Origin of the sequence: uncultured Pontibacter sp. (assembly GCF_947495565.1) — a bacterium.
GTDB lineage: Bacteria > Bacteroidota > Bacteroidia > Cytophagales > Hymenobacteraceae > Pontibacter.
In genome coordinates this window covers 374,594-392,760 of record NZ_CANLZM010000001.1, presented here as the reverse complement: position 1 = coordinate 392,760, position 18,167 = coordinate 374,594, and the positions used below count along the sequence as shown (strand labels likewise).

At 50.8% G+C, this 18,167-nt stretch carries 16 protein-coding genes; 4 read left to right on the top strand and 12 right to left on the bottom strand.

Going from position 1 to position 18,167, the window contains the following annotated elements:
• Positions 1-111: 111 nt before the first annotated feature.
• The 4 genes from cysM to Q1B04_RS01635 form a co-directional block, all read right to left on the bottom strand.
• Entirely contained in the window at positions 112-996 is an 885-nt protein-coding gene (cysM, locus tag Q1B04_RS01650) for a cysteine synthase CysM (RefSeq protein WP_299754726.1), read from the bottom strand.
• Positions 997-1,179: 183 nt separating this feature from the next.
• Positions 1,180-1,860: a type 1 glutamine amidotransferase domain-containing protein gene (locus Q1B04_RS01645; RefSeq protein WP_299754723.1), complete on the bottom strand. Its 681-nt coding sequence runs from the start codon at positions 1,858-1,860 to the stop codon at positions 1,180-1,182.
• A gap of 103 nt (positions 1,861-1,963) precedes the next feature.
• Positions 1,964-2,644, bottom strand: coding sequence for a site-2 protease family protein (locus Q1B04_RS01640; RefSeq protein ID WP_299754721.1), 681 nt, complete (start codon positions 2,642-2,644; stop codon positions 1,964-1,966).
• Between the two features lie 107 nt (positions 2,645-2,751).
• Positions 2,752-4,056 carry a sorbosone dehydrogenase family protein gene (locus tag Q1B04_RS01635; RefSeq protein ID WP_299754719.1) on the bottom strand — a complete coding sequence of 435 codons (1,305 nt, stop codon included), beginning with the start codon at positions 4,054-4,056 and terminating at the stop codon, positions 2,752-2,754.
• 464 nt (positions 4,057-4,520) lie between these two features.
• On the opposite strand from Q1B04_RS01635, the gene Q1B04_RS01630 reads away from it, so the two are divergent.
• The 3 genes from Q1B04_RS01630 (at position 4,521) to dinB (ending at position 7,398) form a co-directional block, all read left to right on the top strand.
• Complete coding sequence (locus Q1B04_RS01630) at positions 4,521-5,798, top strand: FAD-binding oxidoreductase (RefSeq protein ID WP_299754716.1); 1,278 nt, start codon at positions 4,521-4,523, stop codon at positions 5,796-5,798.
• 58 nt (positions 5,799-5,856) lie between these two features.
• Positions 5,857-6,129, top strand: a complete 273-nt coding sequence (locus tag Q1B04_RS01625) for a hypothetical protein (protein ID WP_299754714.1) — start codon at positions 5,857-5,859, stop codon at positions 6,127-6,129.
• Between the two features lie 183 nt (positions 6,130-6,312).
• Positions 6,313-7,398, top strand: a complete 1,086-nt coding sequence (gene dinB, locus Q1B04_RS01620; RefSeq protein WP_299754978.1) for a DNA polymerase IV — start codon at positions 6,313-6,315, stop codon at positions 7,396-7,398.
• A gap of 1 nt (position 7,399) precedes the next feature.
• On the opposite strand, the gene Q1B04_RS01615 is transcribed toward dinB, so the two are convergent.
• The 8 genes from Q1B04_RS01615 to Q1B04_RS01580 form a co-directional block, all read right to left on the bottom strand.
• Entirely contained in the window at positions 7,400-8,284 is an 885-nt protein-coding gene (locus Q1B04_RS01615) for an alpha/beta hydrolase (RefSeq protein WP_299754712.1), read from the bottom strand.
• 12 nt (positions 8,285-8,296) lie between these two features.
• Positions 8,297-10,027 carry a glycoside hydrolase family 15 protein gene (locus Q1B04_RS01610; protein ID WP_299754710.1) on the bottom strand — a complete coding sequence of 577 codons (1,731 nt, stop codon included), beginning with the start codon at positions 10,025-10,027 and terminating at the stop codon, positions 8,297-8,299.
• A gap of 185 nt (positions 10,028-10,212) precedes the next feature.
• Positions 10,213-11,142, bottom strand: coding sequence for a hypothetical protein (locus Q1B04_RS01605; protein WP_299754708.1), 930 nt, complete (start codon positions 11,140-11,142; stop codon positions 10,213-10,215).
• 39 nt (positions 11,143-11,181) lie between these two features.
• Entirely contained in the window at positions 11,182-11,550 is a 369-nt protein-coding gene (locus Q1B04_RS01600; RefSeq protein ID WP_299754706.1) for a hypothetical protein, read from the bottom strand.
• A gap of 4 nt (positions 11,551-11,554) precedes the next feature.
• A complete protein-coding gene (locus Q1B04_RS01595; RefSeq protein ID WP_299754704.1) occupies positions 11,555-13,024 on the bottom strand; it encodes a cellulose synthase family protein in 1,470 nt (489 codons plus the stop codon).
• Between the two features lie 43 nt (positions 13,025-13,067).
• The gene (locus tag Q1B04_RS01590) at positions 13,068-14,612 is read right to left on the bottom strand and encodes a 4Fe-4S dicluster domain-containing protein (protein WP_299754701.1); all 1,545 of its coding nucleotides are present in this window, start codon (positions 14,610-14,612) and stop codon (positions 13,068-13,070) included.
• 9 nt (positions 14,613-14,621) lie between these two features.
• Positions 14,622-16,010 carry an FAD/NAD(P)-binding oxidoreductase gene (locus Q1B04_RS01585; RefSeq protein ID WP_299754699.1) on the bottom strand — a complete coding sequence of 463 codons (1,389 nt, stop codon included), beginning with the start codon at positions 16,008-16,010 and terminating at the stop codon, positions 14,622-14,624.
• Positions 16,011-16,121: 111 nt separating this feature from the next.
• Positions 16,122-16,871, bottom strand: coding sequence for a DUF547 domain-containing protein (locus tag Q1B04_RS01580; RefSeq protein ID WP_366524589.1), 750 nt, complete (start codon positions 16,869-16,871; stop codon positions 16,122-16,124).
• 339 nt (positions 16,872-17,210) lie between these two features.
• Between Q1B04_RS01580 and Q1B04_RS01575 the strand changes: the two genes are divergently transcribed.
• Complete coding sequence (locus Q1B04_RS01575) at positions 17,211-18,026, top strand: DUF6503 family protein (RefSeq protein WP_299754695.1); 816 nt, start codon at positions 17,211-17,213, stop codon at positions 18,024-18,026.
• The last annotated feature ends 141 nt before the right edge of the window (positions 18,027-18,167 follow it).

The following is an 18,167-nucleotide window of genomic DNA, read 5'->3' as shown; positions in this document are numbered from 1 at the left end:
TTTTGCATGTTATATTTCAATTACATCCGTTTGACTTAGTTAACAGTAGAAGCCGTTTAACAGCATATCACTTTGGAAAACAAAACAGCTTTTTTATACTTGCCCAGCCTGCTAAAACGCAAACAAATCGGAAGACAGGTAACGGTCACCGCGGTCGCAGATGATGCAGACAACCACACCCTCCTCTAGCTGTTCGATTAGTTTGGTAGCTACGTGCACGGCACCTCCGCTGCTCATCCCGGCAAAAATTCCTTCTTCGCGGGCCAGCCTTCTGGTCATGGCGGTGGCTTCCTGCTGGCTTACGTCAATGGTGCGGTCTACGCGCTCTGCCTCAAAAATCTTAGGCAGGTATTCTTTTGGCCACCTTCTGATACCCGGAATCTGGGACCCCTCCACCGGCTGCGCGCCAACAATCTGCACCTGCTGGTTCTGCTCCTTCAGGTAGCGCGATACGCCCATAATAGTGCCCGTTGTTCCCATAGACGAAACAAAGTGCGTTACCTGCCCCTCGGTATCGCGCCAAATTTCTGGGCCGGTGGTGCGTACGTGCGCCATAAAGTTGTCTGGGTTTCCAAACTGATTAAGCACCAGGTAGCCACCCTTCTCCACCTGCTCCGCCACAAAATCTATAGCGCCTTCCATTGATTTTTCGGCGGGCGTAAGTATAACTTTCGCCCCGTAAGCCTCCATGGTTTGCACCCGCTCTTTGGTGGCGCTGGCAGGCATCACAAGCTCTATCTCTACTCCGAACAAACGCGCTATCATGGCCAGGGCAATGCCGGTATTGCCGCTGGTTGCCTCAATCAGTTTCATGCCCGGTTTTAAGTCGCCTCTATCAAGTGCGCCTTTGATCATGCTGTAAGCAGCGCGGTCTTTTACGCTGCCGCCGGGGTTGTTTCCCTCCAGCTTGCCGTAGAGTTTTACACCGGGTTTCGTATTAATTTTGTTTAACTCTACCAGCGGAGTGTTACCTATAAAATCGAGTAGCGTTGCCATAATAAGTCTTTGATTGGTCGTGTGGAAAACCGCGAAAGTATGAATTAGTTTTTGACCATGCAGATGCTATTTGCCAGCCCAAAGTCTTGGTGTTAAAACACAGCAGATTATAAATTAACAGCAGGTTATAAATTAAAAGAAGCGCCAGCCTGGTTTATATGGCTGGCGCTTCTTTTAACTTGGTTACTTCTGCAGCAGTTGCAGCAGCTCTTTGGCTGCCCCCTCCGATGAGGCAGGGTTCTGGCCCGTAATAAGTAACCCGTCTCTTACCACGTGTGGTTGCCAGTCATCAACTTTAGAGTAGTTGCCGCCTAGCTCCTGCAGTTTGTCCTCCACCAGAAAAGGCACAACATCCGTCAGTTGTACAGCTTCTTCCTCGGAGTTTGTAAAGCCTGTCACGTTCTTTCCTTTCACAAGGGGCTCTCCTTTCTCGTTCTTAACCTTCGCGAAAATGGCCGGTGCATGACACACTGCTGCCACTGGTTTCTTCTGCTTTGCAAATGCCTCAATCAAGCTTACTGAATCTTCACTTTCTGACAAATCCCAAAGCGGACCGTGGCCACCAGGGTAAAACACGGCGTCAAAGTCATCGGCGCTTACCTCGCTCAGTTTTTTGGTGCTGCTCAGCTTATCCTGCAGCTCCTGATCTTTATTATACCGGTCTGTGGCTTCTGTCTGCGCATCGGGCACTTCGCTGCTTGGGTCAATCGGAGGCTTTCCGCCAGCAGGAGATGCCAGCGTTACGTCTACTCCGGCATCAGCCAAAACATAGTATGGCGCTGCAAACTCTTCTACCCAGAAACCAGTCTTCTTACCTGTATCGCCCAACTCTGAGTGGGACGTTAAAACAAACAATACTTTCATAGATTTTATACTTAATTTCCGTTAATCAACACCTGTTACACAATCCAAAGCCGCATATGTTTACTTTTTATACCTTATACTTACACAGCGTTGCCTTATAGAGTTACTGCGGTATCCTGGGGAAGTTATACTCTTCTATTTCTTTTTCAGATTTGTGATGCAGCAGGCGGCTTGGCCTGTTGGCTACTGCCAGTTCTTTTGCTTTCTGCACTGCCTCCTCCGGCTCTGCAAACGTGTGTAGCTCGTTCTGCTCCTGGTCCAGCACACTCCATTGGCTTTTTTCTTCGCTCCACTGGATGCGGTATACCTGCTCGCCGGGTATGGTTTTGTGGCGAATCAAATCAAGGATTATTTTACCGTCTGAATAATTACCATCTGGGTATGGCATGGGCAAAACAGCAAAAAAGATAAAGTATAGCGAAAAGTAAGTAAACTGGTACGTGAGCATACTTTCCTGCAGACTGCCGTTTTCGATCAGGTACATTACCAACAACGTAGTAAGGCTATTGAACAGAATACCGCCCGAGAAGATGAGGATATTGGCAAGCCGCTCGTTTCGTTTCAGGTTATCGAAGCTGCAGAGGCCGTACCAGAAGTAGTATTTTCGGACCTCCACCAAGCCCAGACGGAATAAAACCTTGCCTGTACCAATGGTTACCTTAATATTCTTGCCCCCCATCAGCCAGGCAAAAAACACATGCCCGGCTTCATGTATAAAGGTGATCAGAGGCAACACCAGGAAAAACGCTAGTATAAACTTCGGTATGTCATTGATGGTAAACATGCAGCTTCTGTCTACGCACAGTTTTCAATTCTGATTTATAATTTGCGGAAAAGCAAAAATCCCTTGCAGCAAAGTTAGCTGCAAAGGACTTTGTACATCAGTTATTGCTAGTTAGCGGCTACGCGCCAAACGGTGTTTCCGTCATCGTCGGCCACCAGCAGCGACCCGTCCGGCAATTCGGCAATGCCTACAGGCCTGCCGTATACTTCGCTTTTGCTAGCATCGGCTATAAAACCTGTCAGAAAATCCTCATACTTGCCGCTTGGTTTTCCGTTCTGGAAAGGCACGAAAACCACTTTGTAGCCTACAAATTCGCTTCGGTTCCAGGAGCCGTGCTGCCCGATAAAAGCCCCGTTTCTATACTTTGCCGGGAAGCGGTTACCGTTGTAAAACTCCAAGCCCAGCGAGGCAGTGTGAGAGCCTAGCGGCACATCAGGCACAATGGCTTTCTGCACCAGGTCAGGCCGTTCTCCCTTACGGCGCGGGTCCACGTTCTGGCCGAAGTATGAGTAAGGCCAACCGTAGAAGCCTCCCTCCTGCACGCTTGTCAGATAATCCGGCACCAGCTCATCGCCCAGTTCGTCACGCTCATTCACTGCTGCCCAAAGGGTTTTGGTGCCGGGAGCCCAATCAATGCCGACCGGGTTACGTAGCCCGCTGGCGTATATGCGCTCTCCGCTTCCGTCAGGGTTAACTTCAAGTATGGCAGCGCGGCGTTCTTCTTTTTCCATACCGTATTCGCCCACATTACTGGCAGATCCTACCGAGATGTAGATTTTTGAGCCGTCCGGGCCGGCAATGAGGTTACGCGTCCAGTGGTGATTATACCCTTCGGCTGGCAACTCCACAATTTTCTCGCCCTTGGCTGTTATTTTCGTCTGGCCTTCTTTGTAGGGATAGCGCACCACGCCATCGGTGTTGCCCACGTAGAAGTACCCATCAAGCACCAGCATACCGTAAGGTTGGTTTAAGTTGGTCATAAATACTTCGCGCATGTCTGGTTTGCCATCGTTGTTGGAGTCCCGGAACATGGTAATGCGGTTGGCGCTTTTGCCCTCATCATCCGACTCCACCACAAAAATGTCTTTGTTCGGTGCGATGTATATCCTGCGTGGGTGCTCTAGCTCGCCAGCGAATTTAGAAACCGTGAAACCAGCCGGAGCAGTTGGCATTTTGCCCTCTGGCCAGCCAATTACTTTGCTGCGCTTTTCGGCTCTGTGGGTTGTATCGGGTGCCGGTAAGTACAGGCTCTGGTTTGTCTGGGTGTTTACCGTATCTGCATCAGGATTATAGTTTGCTTCTGTACCTTCCTGATTTGCTTCTTCTTGCGTGCGTGCTGTTTCGGCGCAGCTAAATATGGCCATACTTGCAAGCATAGCCATTAGTGGCATTTGCCATTGTCTTCTTTTCATGGATAATATACTATGTTTTATATAAGTCTATACTATACGTTGCAAGTCGGCTCCTAAGTTGGATAATAACTTAATCAGCTCCACTTACAGGCGCAGCTGGAGCTGTGAACTACTTATAGCATCATGAGCTGCTTTGGCAGCTTCTTCAGCATCAAACACCTCTTTATTTATCCCTTCTACCGTTCCATTGGGAGGCTCACACCTTATAACTACCCATTTAAGAAAGACATCTCTTCTGTAATTTTAGCGCCATCGTATACTATATTATAATTTAATTAAATAATTGCACACTAATAAGCCAGATACAAATTCTCACCCTCACAGTTAAGACTAGCAATTGGTGCAGTAATTAGCAAAAAGGAGGAAGCCGTGGAAGACGAAGTAAAAATCACAAACTATAAATCAGCCTTGCGAGGTGAGCTTTTACTATCTGGGGATGTAAGTTACGTTCCATTTACAACGCTATGATAGACAAGCACCCGCGCTTTATGGCCCGGTGCGAAGACGCAGCCGATGTCATTGCCTCAGTAAACTTTGCCCAAGACAACAACTTGCAGTTGGCTGTAAAAGCAGGCGGGCACAGCATAACAGGTAAGTGTACTTGCGATGACGGGTTGGTTATAGACCCTTCTCCCATGAACGGAGTTAGAGTTGACGCTGCCAAACGTACCGCCAGAGTAGAAGCCGGCGGCACCTGGCACGCTATAGACCATGCCACCCACCCTTTTGGCTTAGCTGTGCCAGGCGGCATAATTTCAACCACAGGAGTAGCAGGCCTAACACTTGGCGGCGGCACCGGCTACCTTACCCGCAAGTATGGCCTCTCCATAGACAACCTGCTGGAGGCGGACGTGGTGCTGGCCGACGGCAGCTTTGTAAAAGCCAGTGAGCAGGAAAACGACGATCTGTTCTGGGCGCTGCGTGGCGGCGGCGGCAACTTTGGGGTGGTTACGTCATTTCTCTTTCAAGCGCACCCGGCAAGCATAGATTATGCTGGCCCAATGCTTTGGGAACTGGACGATGTGAAGCCTGTCATGCAATGGTACCGCGACTTTATGCCGCAAGCGCCGGAAGAACTTTACGGCTTCTTTGTTTTTATGCAGGTACCACCCGGGCCTCCGTTCCCAGAAGAGCATTATAACAAAAAAATGGGAGGTGTGATGTGGTTTTATGTAGGAGATAAGGAGAATGCAGAACAGGCCTTTGCATCCATCCGCAATCAAATTAAACCAGCCTTAGACCTGATAGCCCCTGTACCGCACCCGGCGCTGCAGAGTATGTTTGATGGGCTGTATCCGGCAGGCCACTACTGGTATTTTAAAGGTGATTTCGTCAACGAGATACCAGACGAAGCCATAGACCAGTACATCGCTTTTGCCAGAGAACTACCGACACCAACCTCTGGTATGCACCTATACCCTATTGACGACGCTGCTCACAAACCAAGTGAAAGCGATATGGCCTGGAGTTTCCGGGATGCCAAGTGGTCGCAGGTAGTGATTGGGGAAGACCCAGCGTATGAGAACGCGGAAAAAATCACGGAGTGGGTTAAAGCCTACCACAATGCGCTTCACCCATACGCAGCAGGGGGCGCCTATATAAATTTCCTGATGGATGAAGGCGATGAACGGATAAAAGACACCTACCGGGACAACTATGATAAACTGGCACGAATCAAACAGAAGTATGACCCGGACAACCTCTTTAAGCTGAACCAGAACATAAAACCAGCGCTTGTTTAATTCTCATCCATGTCTCACTGGTAAAGTATGGATACCTCAACAGACAAAATTTTAAGCCATGCCATTCTTACTCATCAAACACGAAGTTGAAGACTTTGACCACTGGAAAACAGCTTATGATGAACATAAATCTGTACGCGACCAGATGGACCTGAAAGAGCTATACTTGCTGCAGAACACCCACAACCACAACGAAGTAGTGTTGCTGTTTCAGGCTAAAAGCGAGGGCAAAGCCTTGGAGTTTATGGAGTCCAAAGACCTGGAGCAGGCCATGAAAGAAGCCGGTGTACTGGGCACGCCTGAGATGCACATTTTGCGGGAAGCCTCCTAAACGCTTGTCTTGGAATCGGTGTTGCTGCGAACGAGATACTTTCGATTATGGAAATGGGTAAACTGAACTGGGCCATACTTCCTGTTTTGCAGAAAGTATGGCAGGCTTTTCTTCGCTGAAATTGGCAGGCAAATCAGTCCAAAATTGGTAACTTAGCATGCCGCAAGTATAAAAGCCTAAAACATTTTGGACGCTCCCATTCGCAAAATCATACACGTAGACATGGATGCCTTTTTTGCATCTGTGGAGCAGCGCGATAACCCGGAGCTGCGCGGAAAACCTGTGGCTGTGGGTGGCTCCAGGGCCAGAGGTGTGGTAGCGGCAGCCAGTTACGAGGCCCGCAAGTATGGCGTGCACTCTGCGCTTGCCTCTAAAATTGCGGCGCAACGTTGCCCGCACCTGATATTCGTGAAAGCTCGGTTTGAGGTTTACAGCGCTGTTTCTCGCCAGATTCGGGAGATTTTCCACTCTTATACCGATCTGGTGGAGCCACTTTCGTTGGATGAGGCTTACCTGGATGTAACCGAAAACAAGATCGGGATGCCCTCTGCCACCATCATCGCCCAGGAAATAAGAAAGCGAATTTTTGAGGAGACTGGGTTAACTGCTTCGGCGGGTGTGTCTTATAATAAGTTTTTGGCTAAAATAGCGTCTGACTTTAACAAGCCTAACGGTTTTACGCTTATTACGCCCGATAAGGCGGAAGACTTGGTAGCCGGCCTGGTTATCGAAAAATTTCACGGCATTGGGAAGGTGACAGCAGCCAAAATGCAAAGTATGGGCATCTTGACTGGAGCCGATTTACGTGAGAAATCAGAGGAAGAACTAGTGCGAAACTTCGGCAAGGTGGGCCGTTACTATTTCCGGATTGCCCGCGCCCAGGACGACCGCGAAGTACAGCCGCACCGTATCCGGAAATCCATCGGCTCGGAGCGTACGTTTGATGTGGACCTGCTGGAGGAGCATGACATGCTGCTGCAGATCGATAAGCTTTGCCTGGAAGTGGCGCAGGATATGGAGCGGCTGAAAGCAAGTGCCAAAACCGTAACCCTAAAGATCAAGTACTTCGATTTTACCCAGAACACCCGCAGCAAAACTTTTCTGAGCGAGTTTAGCAGTGCAGATGCGGTCTACACCATCGCACGCGATTTGCTGCGCACACCGCACCTGCCTGCTTACCCCGTGCGCCTGCTTGGCGTTTCCGTTTCTAGCCTTACCTACCAGCACGACAGGCTGCGCGAAGGGTACCAATTTACGCTGGAGCTTTAAGCTATACTTTGCTGCTTTTGGCCAGTTGCATGACCAGTTGCGCAATTTCAACTGGTTTCTCCTCCTGCAGAAAATGACTTGCCTCCAGTTTGTGTACTTCTTTTAAGTTAGCCGCCGATTTTATCTCCTGCCCGTAATGCTCGTAGGTTAAGCCCGCGTCTTCCGCTCCCCAAATAGCCTGCACAGGATAGGGCACCTGCTCCACCGCCTGTAAACAGTGGCGCCTGAACTCCTCTGACTTATCGAATTGGCGCATAATTTTCAGAAAGGCGGCCCCATCATCTTCTCGTTTCAGCAAATCCACGTAAGCACTGATTTCCTCTTCCGGAATGCCTTCCGCATTGTGTACTGCCGCTTTTTTAAATCCTAGCTTCCAGGTTGTATGGGTGATGGTTTTCAGCTCTGCCTCCCCCAGCAATGGAATTTCGAAGGGGCGCATCGGCAGTGGCTTTTTAAAATTCACCACATCAATCCAGGTGTTCAGTATAGTAAGCGACTTTACTTTTTGCTTGTTAGCTGCTGCCATGGCAAACCCGATTGGTCCGCCAATATCGTGGATGAGGAGGTGGTATTTGTCTAGGCCCATTACCTCTGCCGCTCTGGCCAAAAAACGGGCAAAATTAGGGAAAGTATACTCAAAATCCGTTGGCCTATCGGAGAGGCCGAGGCCGGGAAGGTCCACACAGATACCGCGCATGCCTTTCGCCGCCAACTCCTTAATCACCTTGCGGTAAAGAAACGACGAAGTGGGCACACCGTGTATGCAGAATACAACTTCGCCTTCTCCTTCGTCCAGCACGAAGGTCTTGATTCCGTCTACTGTTATATACTTTCCGGACGCCTTATGCTTCTGAATTACCTGTTCAACTGCTTTGTCTGTGCTCATAGCTTGTTATTTTTAGTTGTCTGATTCTTCTTCCATTGCCGCTTTATAATCTATCACAGCCCCGATCAGGGAGGCGTGCACGAAGGTCTGCGGGATGTTGCCCAGGTACTCTCCTGTTTCCGGGTCGCCTTCTTCCGGCATCAGGCCCACATCGTTCATAAAGGTGAGTGCGGCATCCATGACGCCTTTAAATTTCTGCCAGTTGCGGCGCATTACCCAGTATTGCGCCACCCAAAATGTACCGGCCAGAAAAGCCCCTTCCTGCTTCGCATCAAAATCAACGAGATGCCTCCGGAACAGGTAGTTTTGGCAATGATCGCGCTCCAGCACTTCTATCGTTTTAAGAACCTGCGGTGCATCGGCATCAACATAGGCCCAGATCGGAAAAAGTATGGCGCTCACGTCCACGGCTTCTGAACCTGCGTAGGCTGCATACGCCCCTTCCGAAGTCAGGCAGTTCTCCTCCACGAAAGCGCGAATGTCGGCGGCGGCACTTTCCCAGCGCTGCCGCTGCGCTTCTTCCTGGCTGTGCTCTGCGATGTACTCCAGGCTAACGGCTGCCACTACTTTGCTGGAAGTATAATGCTGCAGCTGCGTTTCCTCCCACAGGCCATGGTCTTTTTCATGCCAGTGCTCTGTCAAGTAATCGGCCAGCATAGCTACCAGCTCCCAATGCTCGCGCGTATCGAAACGGTTGTAGATAAGTTTGGCGGCAAGCAGCACATTGCTGATGGCGTCGAGTTGCAGTTGATCGTTGGCATCGTTACCCACACGTATGGGCAGGCTTTGGGCGTAACCTTCCAGGTGATGCAGCAGCAGTTCGCCCGGCGCAGGCTTTTTATCCAGTGTAAAAAACGGTACCACCGGCTCTTCCACATGGTACATGGCATCGCAGATGAAGCTCAGGAAACGGCGCTCTTCCTCCCCGTCGGAGCCGGCGCGCGTCAGGGCGCTGCCAATCATGGCGGCATCGCGCAGCCAAACGTAGCGGTAATCGTAGTTCCGGAAACCTGCTTTTACTTCCGGCAACGAAGTAGTGCCCGCCGCGATAATCCCTCCGTTTTCCTCAAATGTCATCAGCCTGAGCACACGCAGCGAATCGCGCACCTGCTGCTCGTAGGGGCCGTGGTAGGTGATGTGGCTCGTTACCTCCTGCCAGCTTTCTCGGGTTACTGTATGTGCTTGTTTTATTTTTGCAGAGGTGATGCCCGCCGCCTGCTCACACAGCACAAACCAGGAAGCTTGCCCGGCAGGAACATCGCAATGAATACTATCAGTCTGAACCTGAAGCGGATGTGAGGCATACAAGAACATGCTACCATTTATACTTATAGCCCCATCGGGCTCAGGTTGGAAAAGCGGTGCTTGGCGTGCATAGTCTGGTTTAGGAGAGAGCACTACTTTAAGCTGGTACGGAGCCTTGGAAAGCATGCGGCAGATCCCGTTGAAACTGGCACCGATCGGCATGAAGTCCTCTACTTTTAATTCGCCGGACTCAGTAGCCAGGTGTGTGCAAAGTATGCTGCTATCGCTGTGGTAGTACCGGGTGCTTGCCCGCAGGTTTTCAGCTTGTATTTGCCAAAGCCCGCCCTTTGCCTCATCCAGCAGGCCAGCCAGCAGCGCAGGCGCATCAAACCGGCCCGGGCAGTACCATACTACCGTACTATCCTTTGAGATGTAGGCGCAGGTGCGACGGTCTCCGATCAGGGCCAGGTCCTGTATGCTTATTTTGCTTCTTCCCATATTGTTGTAAAGTATAAACCTAGGTACGGCTGCAAGGCCACTAGTGCTACAAGAAAAAGCAGAAACAAAAAAACCCGCTTACGGTTAAGCGGGCAAGTAAAAAATTGTTGAAAAGTATAGGCGTTAGAAAACTTTAACCCGAGTACGAAGAAGCGCAGCCAAAAATGCGGCTCACCCACTTGGGATCAGTCCAGCTTCAGGTTCTGGCGCAGTATTTCATCGGTGTTGCTGTTCTTGGTCCAGTAGTCAGTAATCAGCTTGGCCTTGCGCGTGGCGCGGCTTGTCTCCTTTTCTCCGTTTCGGATTGTCCTAACTTCCTCCCAACCGGCAATCTCATAAGGGAAAGCGGAAGTATAAAAAATGCGCAACTCGCGCGGGTAGTCTTTATACTTTACCTCCAGCACTTGCAGGTCTTTGGCAGCAAAACTGCCCATACTATCCGGAGCCGCAACTATTTGAATGCTGGCGTCTTCCTCCTCCAGTTTTTCGTGCATCATTCGCTGGTCCAGCAATGCCGGGATGAGTCTGATATCACCTGTCGGAATTTGCTTTGGGTCGAGGCGCAGCAGCGTCCAGAGGTTATCCTCGGGCATGGCATCCATGGTTAGCTGCTGGTCGCTTTCCTTTTCGAAGTATGAACGCAGCTGCGCGTTATACTTGCCGCCCTGCCGGTTCATTTGCGTAAAAGTATGGCCGCACCACTCCTGCGAGCTGGCCGTAACTTTTACCGCAGGCACGGCATCATACACGGGCGTAAACACCGAGAGCATCATGGAGTACGGGTAAATGCCCGTCACAAATTTTTTGGTCAGGTTAAGTTTGAGCACCTTTTGCGCATCCTGCTCGTTGGCCTGCGGCTTGTCCAATTTCACCTGTTTCTCGCGCGAGAAATCCTCCGTCACGAAAATCAACACAGCCTCTCCTTCCCTTTTTTCGCCGTAGCGGTACTGCTCCAAAGTATACGAGTTAAGCTCAGCTTTGCCCTGGTACCAGTATTCTCCAAAGGCATCAAAATCGAGTTGCCGCGAAGCCATACTTTCAGCGTTATTTTTGCTGGCGCCGGAGCAGCCAAGGAGCAGAAGTATGAGCGGGAGAAGTTTCAGGTTTCGTAGCATAGTTTTAGGATTTGGTTCAGTTGCAGGACTTTAAGCTTATTAACCGACAAAGGCATTTTGCAGCACTTCGTCAAGTTTGGTCCTCAACTGTTTCAGGGATTTGATTTGGTTCAGTTCGGAGGCCTCCAGCAGCACTTCTACGCGGTCGGTCCCGGTTTGCAGCGCTACCAGTGGGTACTCCTGCCGCACAGGCGCAAACTTCCATTCATTTTTATAGATAAACTCCACCTCCATGGGCAGGCTTTTAATGTAATCGGCCCACTCCTCTTTTATGGTAAATTTGCCATAGGTTAGCGCGCACAGACTGCAGGCATAAGTTTTAGGCGAGATTATTTTATGTGCGAAATCGGTTAGCTTGTTAAAGAAACCTGTTTCGGCATTGTATATAAATTGCAGTTTTTGAGCCATCGGTTTATACTTTACGGTACGATTGAAAAGAGTGGTAAAACACCAGCAGGTAGCCAATGGCCAGCATGCCATGGAAAAGCAAGAGGCCGTATTCCCGCTGCGCCACGCTCCAGGCGGCTACACCCAGAAACAGCAAACCTAGCAAGCCTTCGGCCCAGGTCGTGTAGGGCGTTTTGAAATTCAGGTAAAAGTTGTCCTGCCACTTCTTGTCGCGCGCTTCCAGGTTAAATTTCGGTGTACGGATGAAGGGTGATTTCCGGCCGCTCCAGCCTTCCCAGACCGCCACGGCATTATGCAGCGCCAACCCCATCGATACGGAAAGGAACAGCGGGAAGTATACCAAAAAACTCCCTAACCGACGGCCAAACGCCCCCTGCTCCTGCGTATTTGCCTGAAAGTACACCAGGCTGATCACCAAAAAGCTAAACAAGGTAATAGCCGCCACTTCAAAAACCACCTCCGGGAGCAGGCCATTCACCTTTGCCCAAAGCAGCGGAATACTCGTTAGCGAAGCCAGCAGCACAGCCACAAAAACAGAGCTGTTTAGCAGATGCGCCAACGCGTGGTACTTTACGTGCAGCGGAGCACCGGAGCGCAACACATTACCCAAATGCTTTAACGCCGATTCTGCCCCGCCCTTGGTCCAGCGGAATTGCTGCGACTTTAGCGCACTCATAACGGGCGGCAACTCCGCCGGGGATTCCACTTCGGGCAGGTACACAAAGCGCCACCCTTTCATCTGGGCGCGGTAGCTCAGGTCCAGATCTTCGGTAAGGGTATCATCCTGCCAATTGCCGGCATCCAGGATGGTTTGCTTGCGCCAGATGCCTGCCGTGCCGTTAAAGTTTATGTAGGCACTGAGGCTGTTGCGGCCAACCTGCTCTACGTAAAAATGCGCATCCAAAGCAAAGGCCTGCAAGCGCGTCAGCAGCGAATAGGTTTTGTTCAGGTGCGTCCAGCGGGTTTGCACCATGCCAGTTTCCTGATCAGAAAAATATGGGACCGTGCGCTTGAGAAAATATGATTTAGGTATAAAATCAGCGTCAAAAATAGCAATGTACTCTCCTTTGGCGAATTCCAAGCCATACTTCAGCGCCCCGGCTTTGTAGCCGCTTCGGTCCGGGCGCTGTATGTGCCGAAGCTGGAGTTGCGAATACTGCTGGATTTTCTGCTGCACCAGTGCTGAGGTTTCATCATCGCTATCATCCAGAATCTGTATCTCGAGTTTGTCGGCAGGGTAATCGACTGCGGCTACGGCATCCAGCAGTCGTTCGACCACATACTGTTCGTTGTAGAGGGGCAGTTGCACAGTTACCATTGGCCATTCGTTGGGTGCGGCGGGTGCTGGCTTTGAGCCGCGTTTCAGGTAGCGCCTGAACCTGTAAAGTAAGTGTGCCTGTGCTACGCTGTAAAAAAGTATAAACAGCATGGCGGCGGCGTAAATCAATACAATTACTAAAAGTAAAGCAGTCATTCAGGTTAAAAGTATAATCAAAACAGGGCCAGGCTTCGGGTATTTAGCTTAGCACCTTCACCGACTCGTTGCCGGTAAGTATAGGAATATCCACAATGCGCTGTTGCTCCAGTCCGTTCTCGAGCTTGAGCACACCGCGTGGGCAAACCGAGGCGCACACGCCGCAGCCCACGCAGGAGGCGCGCACGATATTCTGGCCACGCTGCGCATACCAGCGCACATCAATTCCCATTTCGCAATAGGTAGAGCAGTTGCCGCAGGAAATGCACTGGCCACCGTTGGTGGTAATCCGGAACCTCGATTTAAAACGCTGCACAATACCCAGGTAAGCCGCCAGCGGACAGCCAAAACGGCACCACACACGGTTGCCCATCAGTGGGTAAAAGCCTACACCCACCACACCGGCAAAGGCCGCCCCAATCAGGAAGCCGTACCACTCGTGCAGCGTGTTTGTCCATTGGCCCAGCAGCTCGAAGCCGGAAAAGTAATTAACAATCGTTAGCAGCGTCATCACCACGGCAAAAACCAGCACCCCGTGCACCATCCAGCGTTCCACTTGCCAGGCACTTAAGGATTTATCAGAGAGGTGGCGGTAGGGGTCGCCGGCTGTTTCGGCCAGGCCGCCGCATCCGCAAACCCAACTGCAGTACCAGCGCTTGCCGTAAAAGTACGTCATTAACGGCACACCTAAAATGATCAGCAGAATTCCCCACACAAACATGAGCATCCCGATGCTGCCGCTGTTCAAGAAACCCTCTACGCGGTAATCAAAAAAGAACGTATAATCCAGCGGCCAGATGTTTTTAAAGTCGTGCCAGGGCTTGTTGAGCAGCACCAGAATCTCCGGAATCAGAAAGGCGAAACTCAGCTGAAAAAACATGACAGATGAGGTGCGTAGCGTCTGGTACTTGTTGCCCCGGTACTTGCGGAACATGCGCACGCCCATCACCAAAATAGCTAAGGTATAAATGGTTCCGTACAGGAACCACTGGCTGGCCGGGCCGCCCGAAAGCAGCTGGCTCAGCGGGTCCACGAGCAGCGTCCAGTTCACGATAAGCTCCGGAAACCAGTACAGCAGCACGTAAATACCGATCAGGTAAGCGCCAAGTATAATCCCGATAAAGCCCCGCGATTTGTTGGATGAGAACATGACGCCGTTGTGCTTGATGCCGGCAGGCTCATCGCTGTATTTGGGCAGGATGTTGAGAAGTGCGCCAGCCGTGCCCAAGGCAATGGTCAGCAACAGGAGCAGCAGCTTGTTATTGGCCACAAAACCTACGCTGGCGGCTTTGGTGGCGGCAAAAGTATAATCGTCCCAGATCACGCGGTCCCACTGCTCGTTTTCCTGCTGGCGCGTGTTGTAGGCCCCAAAGTATTTTCTAAAATCCTGCGAAAAGGCAAAGCTGGTGTTGTAAGTTTTACCAAGGATGGGCGCTAACTCCGGGCGCAGAATCTCGTAGTTTTCGAGGCTGGTAACCTGCTGCAGCTTCTGCTCGGTTAACCTGAAATCGCCTATAAAAAGCAACAGGTTAAAGAGTAGCAGCGCCGTCAGAAATATACCGAATCCAAATTTTTGTAGCGTTTTCATGAGGATGTTTTATAAACCGAAGATGGAAAGGATGCCTTTCTTCTCTTTCTTTTTGCGTGGCTGCAGGCTGGTGCCAAAATGCTGGTTAAAAGCCTGAAGTATACTTGGGTAGTGCTTGTCGTAAAATTCCGGGTCGAAGTTGGCGGTGGGCAGCTGCTCCAGTACTTGCTCCACTGTTGCCCCCTTGCGCAGGACTTCATCAAAATACTCGTGGCGCAGCCGCATGCCAAAAGCGTTTACACCCAGCAAGGTGCGTTTTTCTTCATCAAACAAAGCCCGAAAGCAGGTACGCCCATCGGGGTGCTCCCAGTAAAAGCTGGCCGTAGGTTTCTCCCAGGTGCTGGGTACTTGCCCGTAAGTCTGATATTCGATGTCGAGGAATTTGGCGGAGTTGAACCACGGGCCGGGCTTGTAGGGCACCGGCTGGTGCGCCAGGTTATGCGCCAGCGTTTCGCCGTGCATGCGGCCCGTATACCATACTTGCTCTACAGGGCGGCGCTGCGGTGGCGGCGTGCGGTACTCCACACAATCCCCAATGGCAAACACATCAGGGATGTTCGTGGCGAAATGCTCATCCACCAGAATGCCTTTGTTAACTTCCAGGGCCGTGTTGCGCAGCAGGTCTATGTTCGGACTTACGCCTACGGCAAGGCCTACAAACTGGCACGGAATCTCCTCCCCGTCTTTAGTAACCACCGCTTTTACCTTGCCCGTTCCATCATCCAGAATCTTATCCAGCTCCGCACCTAATCTTAGGTTGATGTGGTGCTCGCGGATGTGGCGGCTTACCAATTTTGCCTCTTCCTGCGGCAGCACATTGTTCCAGAACTCCTGCTCACGCACTAACAATGTAACCGGAATTTTGCGACTGCGCAGCATTTCGGCCATCTCAATCCCGATCAGTCCGCCGCCCACCACTACGGCACGCTGGCAGCTTTGCGTGTTGGTTTCCATACTTTCCAAATCCTGGTAACTGTACAAACCCTGCACTCCTTTTAGCTCCTGCCCCGGCCAGCCAAATTTGTTGGATGTAGAGCCGAGCGCCAAGATCAGAACATCATACCCAATGGGCTCCTGCTGCTGTAGCTGTAATTGCTTTTGCTCAAAATCTATATGTGTTACCCAGTCGTACACCAGGTTTAAGCGGTTTTTACCCCAGAACTTATCTTCGTAAGGTTTGGTGTGCGCATACTTCATGTGGCCCATGTAAATGTACATAAGCGCGGTGCGGGAGAAGAAATGCTCAGTTTCGCCGGAGATGATGGTGATGTGGGCGGCGCTGTCGCGTTTGCGCAAGTGCCGCGCGCAGGTAACGCCTGCAATGCCGTTGCCGATGATCACGATGCGGCGGCCACAGGAGTTGATGCAAAAATCGCCGATGGGTTTGGCTTCTCTCATGCGTCGGTGAAAAGACTTTTGTGTTGAAATCGGGTTCAAGTTAGCGTAATTACGCGGTCAAATATAGTTTCACGACAGACGGGGCACCTGCCTCGGCAGATCGCTGGCCTTTTACTCGTTCAGGCTCCAGTCGTAGTCCTTGTAAGCTATGGCTGCATCAGCTTTAAGCTGCACGGCGCTATACTTATTCAGATACTCCTGAAGGCTGCCCTGCTTGGTAAAATCGCCGCTAAACCAACTGAAGATTTTCGATACTTCCGCCCGCTCCGCCTCAAGCTGGTTATACTTCGGGTTGTTGATGAAACTCCTGGCCTGCTCCGTCAGCTGCTCTTCCAGCTTGCCCGCCTCATACGCCTCCGGCCTTAAAGGCGGACAGGATTTAGAGGCGCAATTGATGGCAAAATGGATGCGCGGCTCCTTAAACTGCTTCCGCAGAATTTGGTGCTCAATCTCATCCAGGCTCGATTTCTGGTTGCCGATCCTGAAAAACTTCTTGTGCCACACCGTGTTTACGCCCGGCACATGCAGGGTCGGGTGCAGCTCGGTTATACTTTCCAGCGGGTAATTGTCCACGATCAGCTTCACGGTAAAGGCATTGTAGGCATTTATCCAGTAGGCCAGTTGCTCGGCTTCGCTCCAGCTAGTTGTGTCGGGCGGGTTTTGGCTGAGCGTATCGAGGTAGCGCTGCAGTTTGGCTTTGTCCTGCATAAAGCCTCGGTAATTCACGTTGCCATCATCGCTCACGTGCATTTTCAGCAGCTCCGTCCAGAGTTGATGCGAGGGCGGTGACGTGCCGGTTGCCCCAGTTGGAACGCTGCCACTACAGCTTGCCAGCAGCACAGCAAGTATACATATCAACATCAAGCGCATGGTTCTTGTTTATAAGAATTGGTAAAATTACGCGGTGGCACCTGTTTCTGGATGTTTAAAATGATGCAGCTAAGGTTTGATTTCAGAGAAGTTCTAAGTGACTTCTTGCTTAGCTATACGTGGCTGTGTCACTTTAGCATCCTTTGTCCTTCGACAAGAAGCATCCTGTGCCTGCCATATCACCTTTCCCAAAGGCGCCATTCCGCATACTTTTGCAAAGATAAAGGAAGCACAACGCGATTAGAGGAATTGTCGCTTTCCCGACAAAAAGTAAAATCAGCGCTTCTTAGCTTTGCCATCGTATCTAAAAAGAAACCCAATCTATCAACCATGAAACTGATTACCAACTCCTTTATACTTGCTGCCCTCGCGTTAGCTGCCTGCCAACCATCCGAAGATAAAACGACGGAAACGACTGAGTCAACAACAGAAATAAACGCCGCTGCCACCTTCCCGGCATACTTTGAGCAAGTGCTACAGGCACACGGAGGCCTTGAAAAATGGCAGCAGTTTGGAGGCATGCAATACGAGCTGCAAACCGATTTAGGCGGCAACCCAGCTACCGAAACGCATATCATCGACCTGAAAACACGCAAAGATCTGGTAAAGGGAGGCGACTATACTATTGGTTATAATGGCCAGCAAGTATGGGTGAGCCCAAACCGCGCCGCTTATCCGGGTAAGTCTGCCAGATTTTATCATAACCTGTTTTTCTATTTTTATACCATCCCTTTTGTGCTGGCTGACCCTGGTGTAAACTATGAGCAATTGGATGATCTGGAACTGCAGGGCAAAACGTACCGCGTCATCGGCACGAGCTTTGGCCAGGGCATCGGCGACACGCCCGAGGACCAGTACCGCATGCTTATTAACCCGGAAACAAACCAGATGGAGTGGCTGCTCTACACGGTTACCTATTTCGGCAGCGACAATGTTCAGTTCAACGCTCTGAAGTATGAGGATTACCAGGAGCAGCAGGGGCTGTTGTTGCCAAACAAGCTAACGGGTTACAAGTATGAAAACGGCCAGATTGGCGATGTACGCTACCAGGTTTCGTTTGACAACGTGCAACTGATGCAACAGCAACCGGCTGCAGAGCAGTTTGCCATGCCAGCCAACGCCGAGGTTGATTCGCTGGGGAGTTAGTAGCTACTAATTATTCGATGATCAAAGAAAAGGCATCCTGATACGTCTTTTCTTTTGGCCAATAACTACAAACATCCGCTGCACAAACCGGAAAATAACATTCAATTGTCTACCTGCCGACACTATTCTTTAAACATTTCA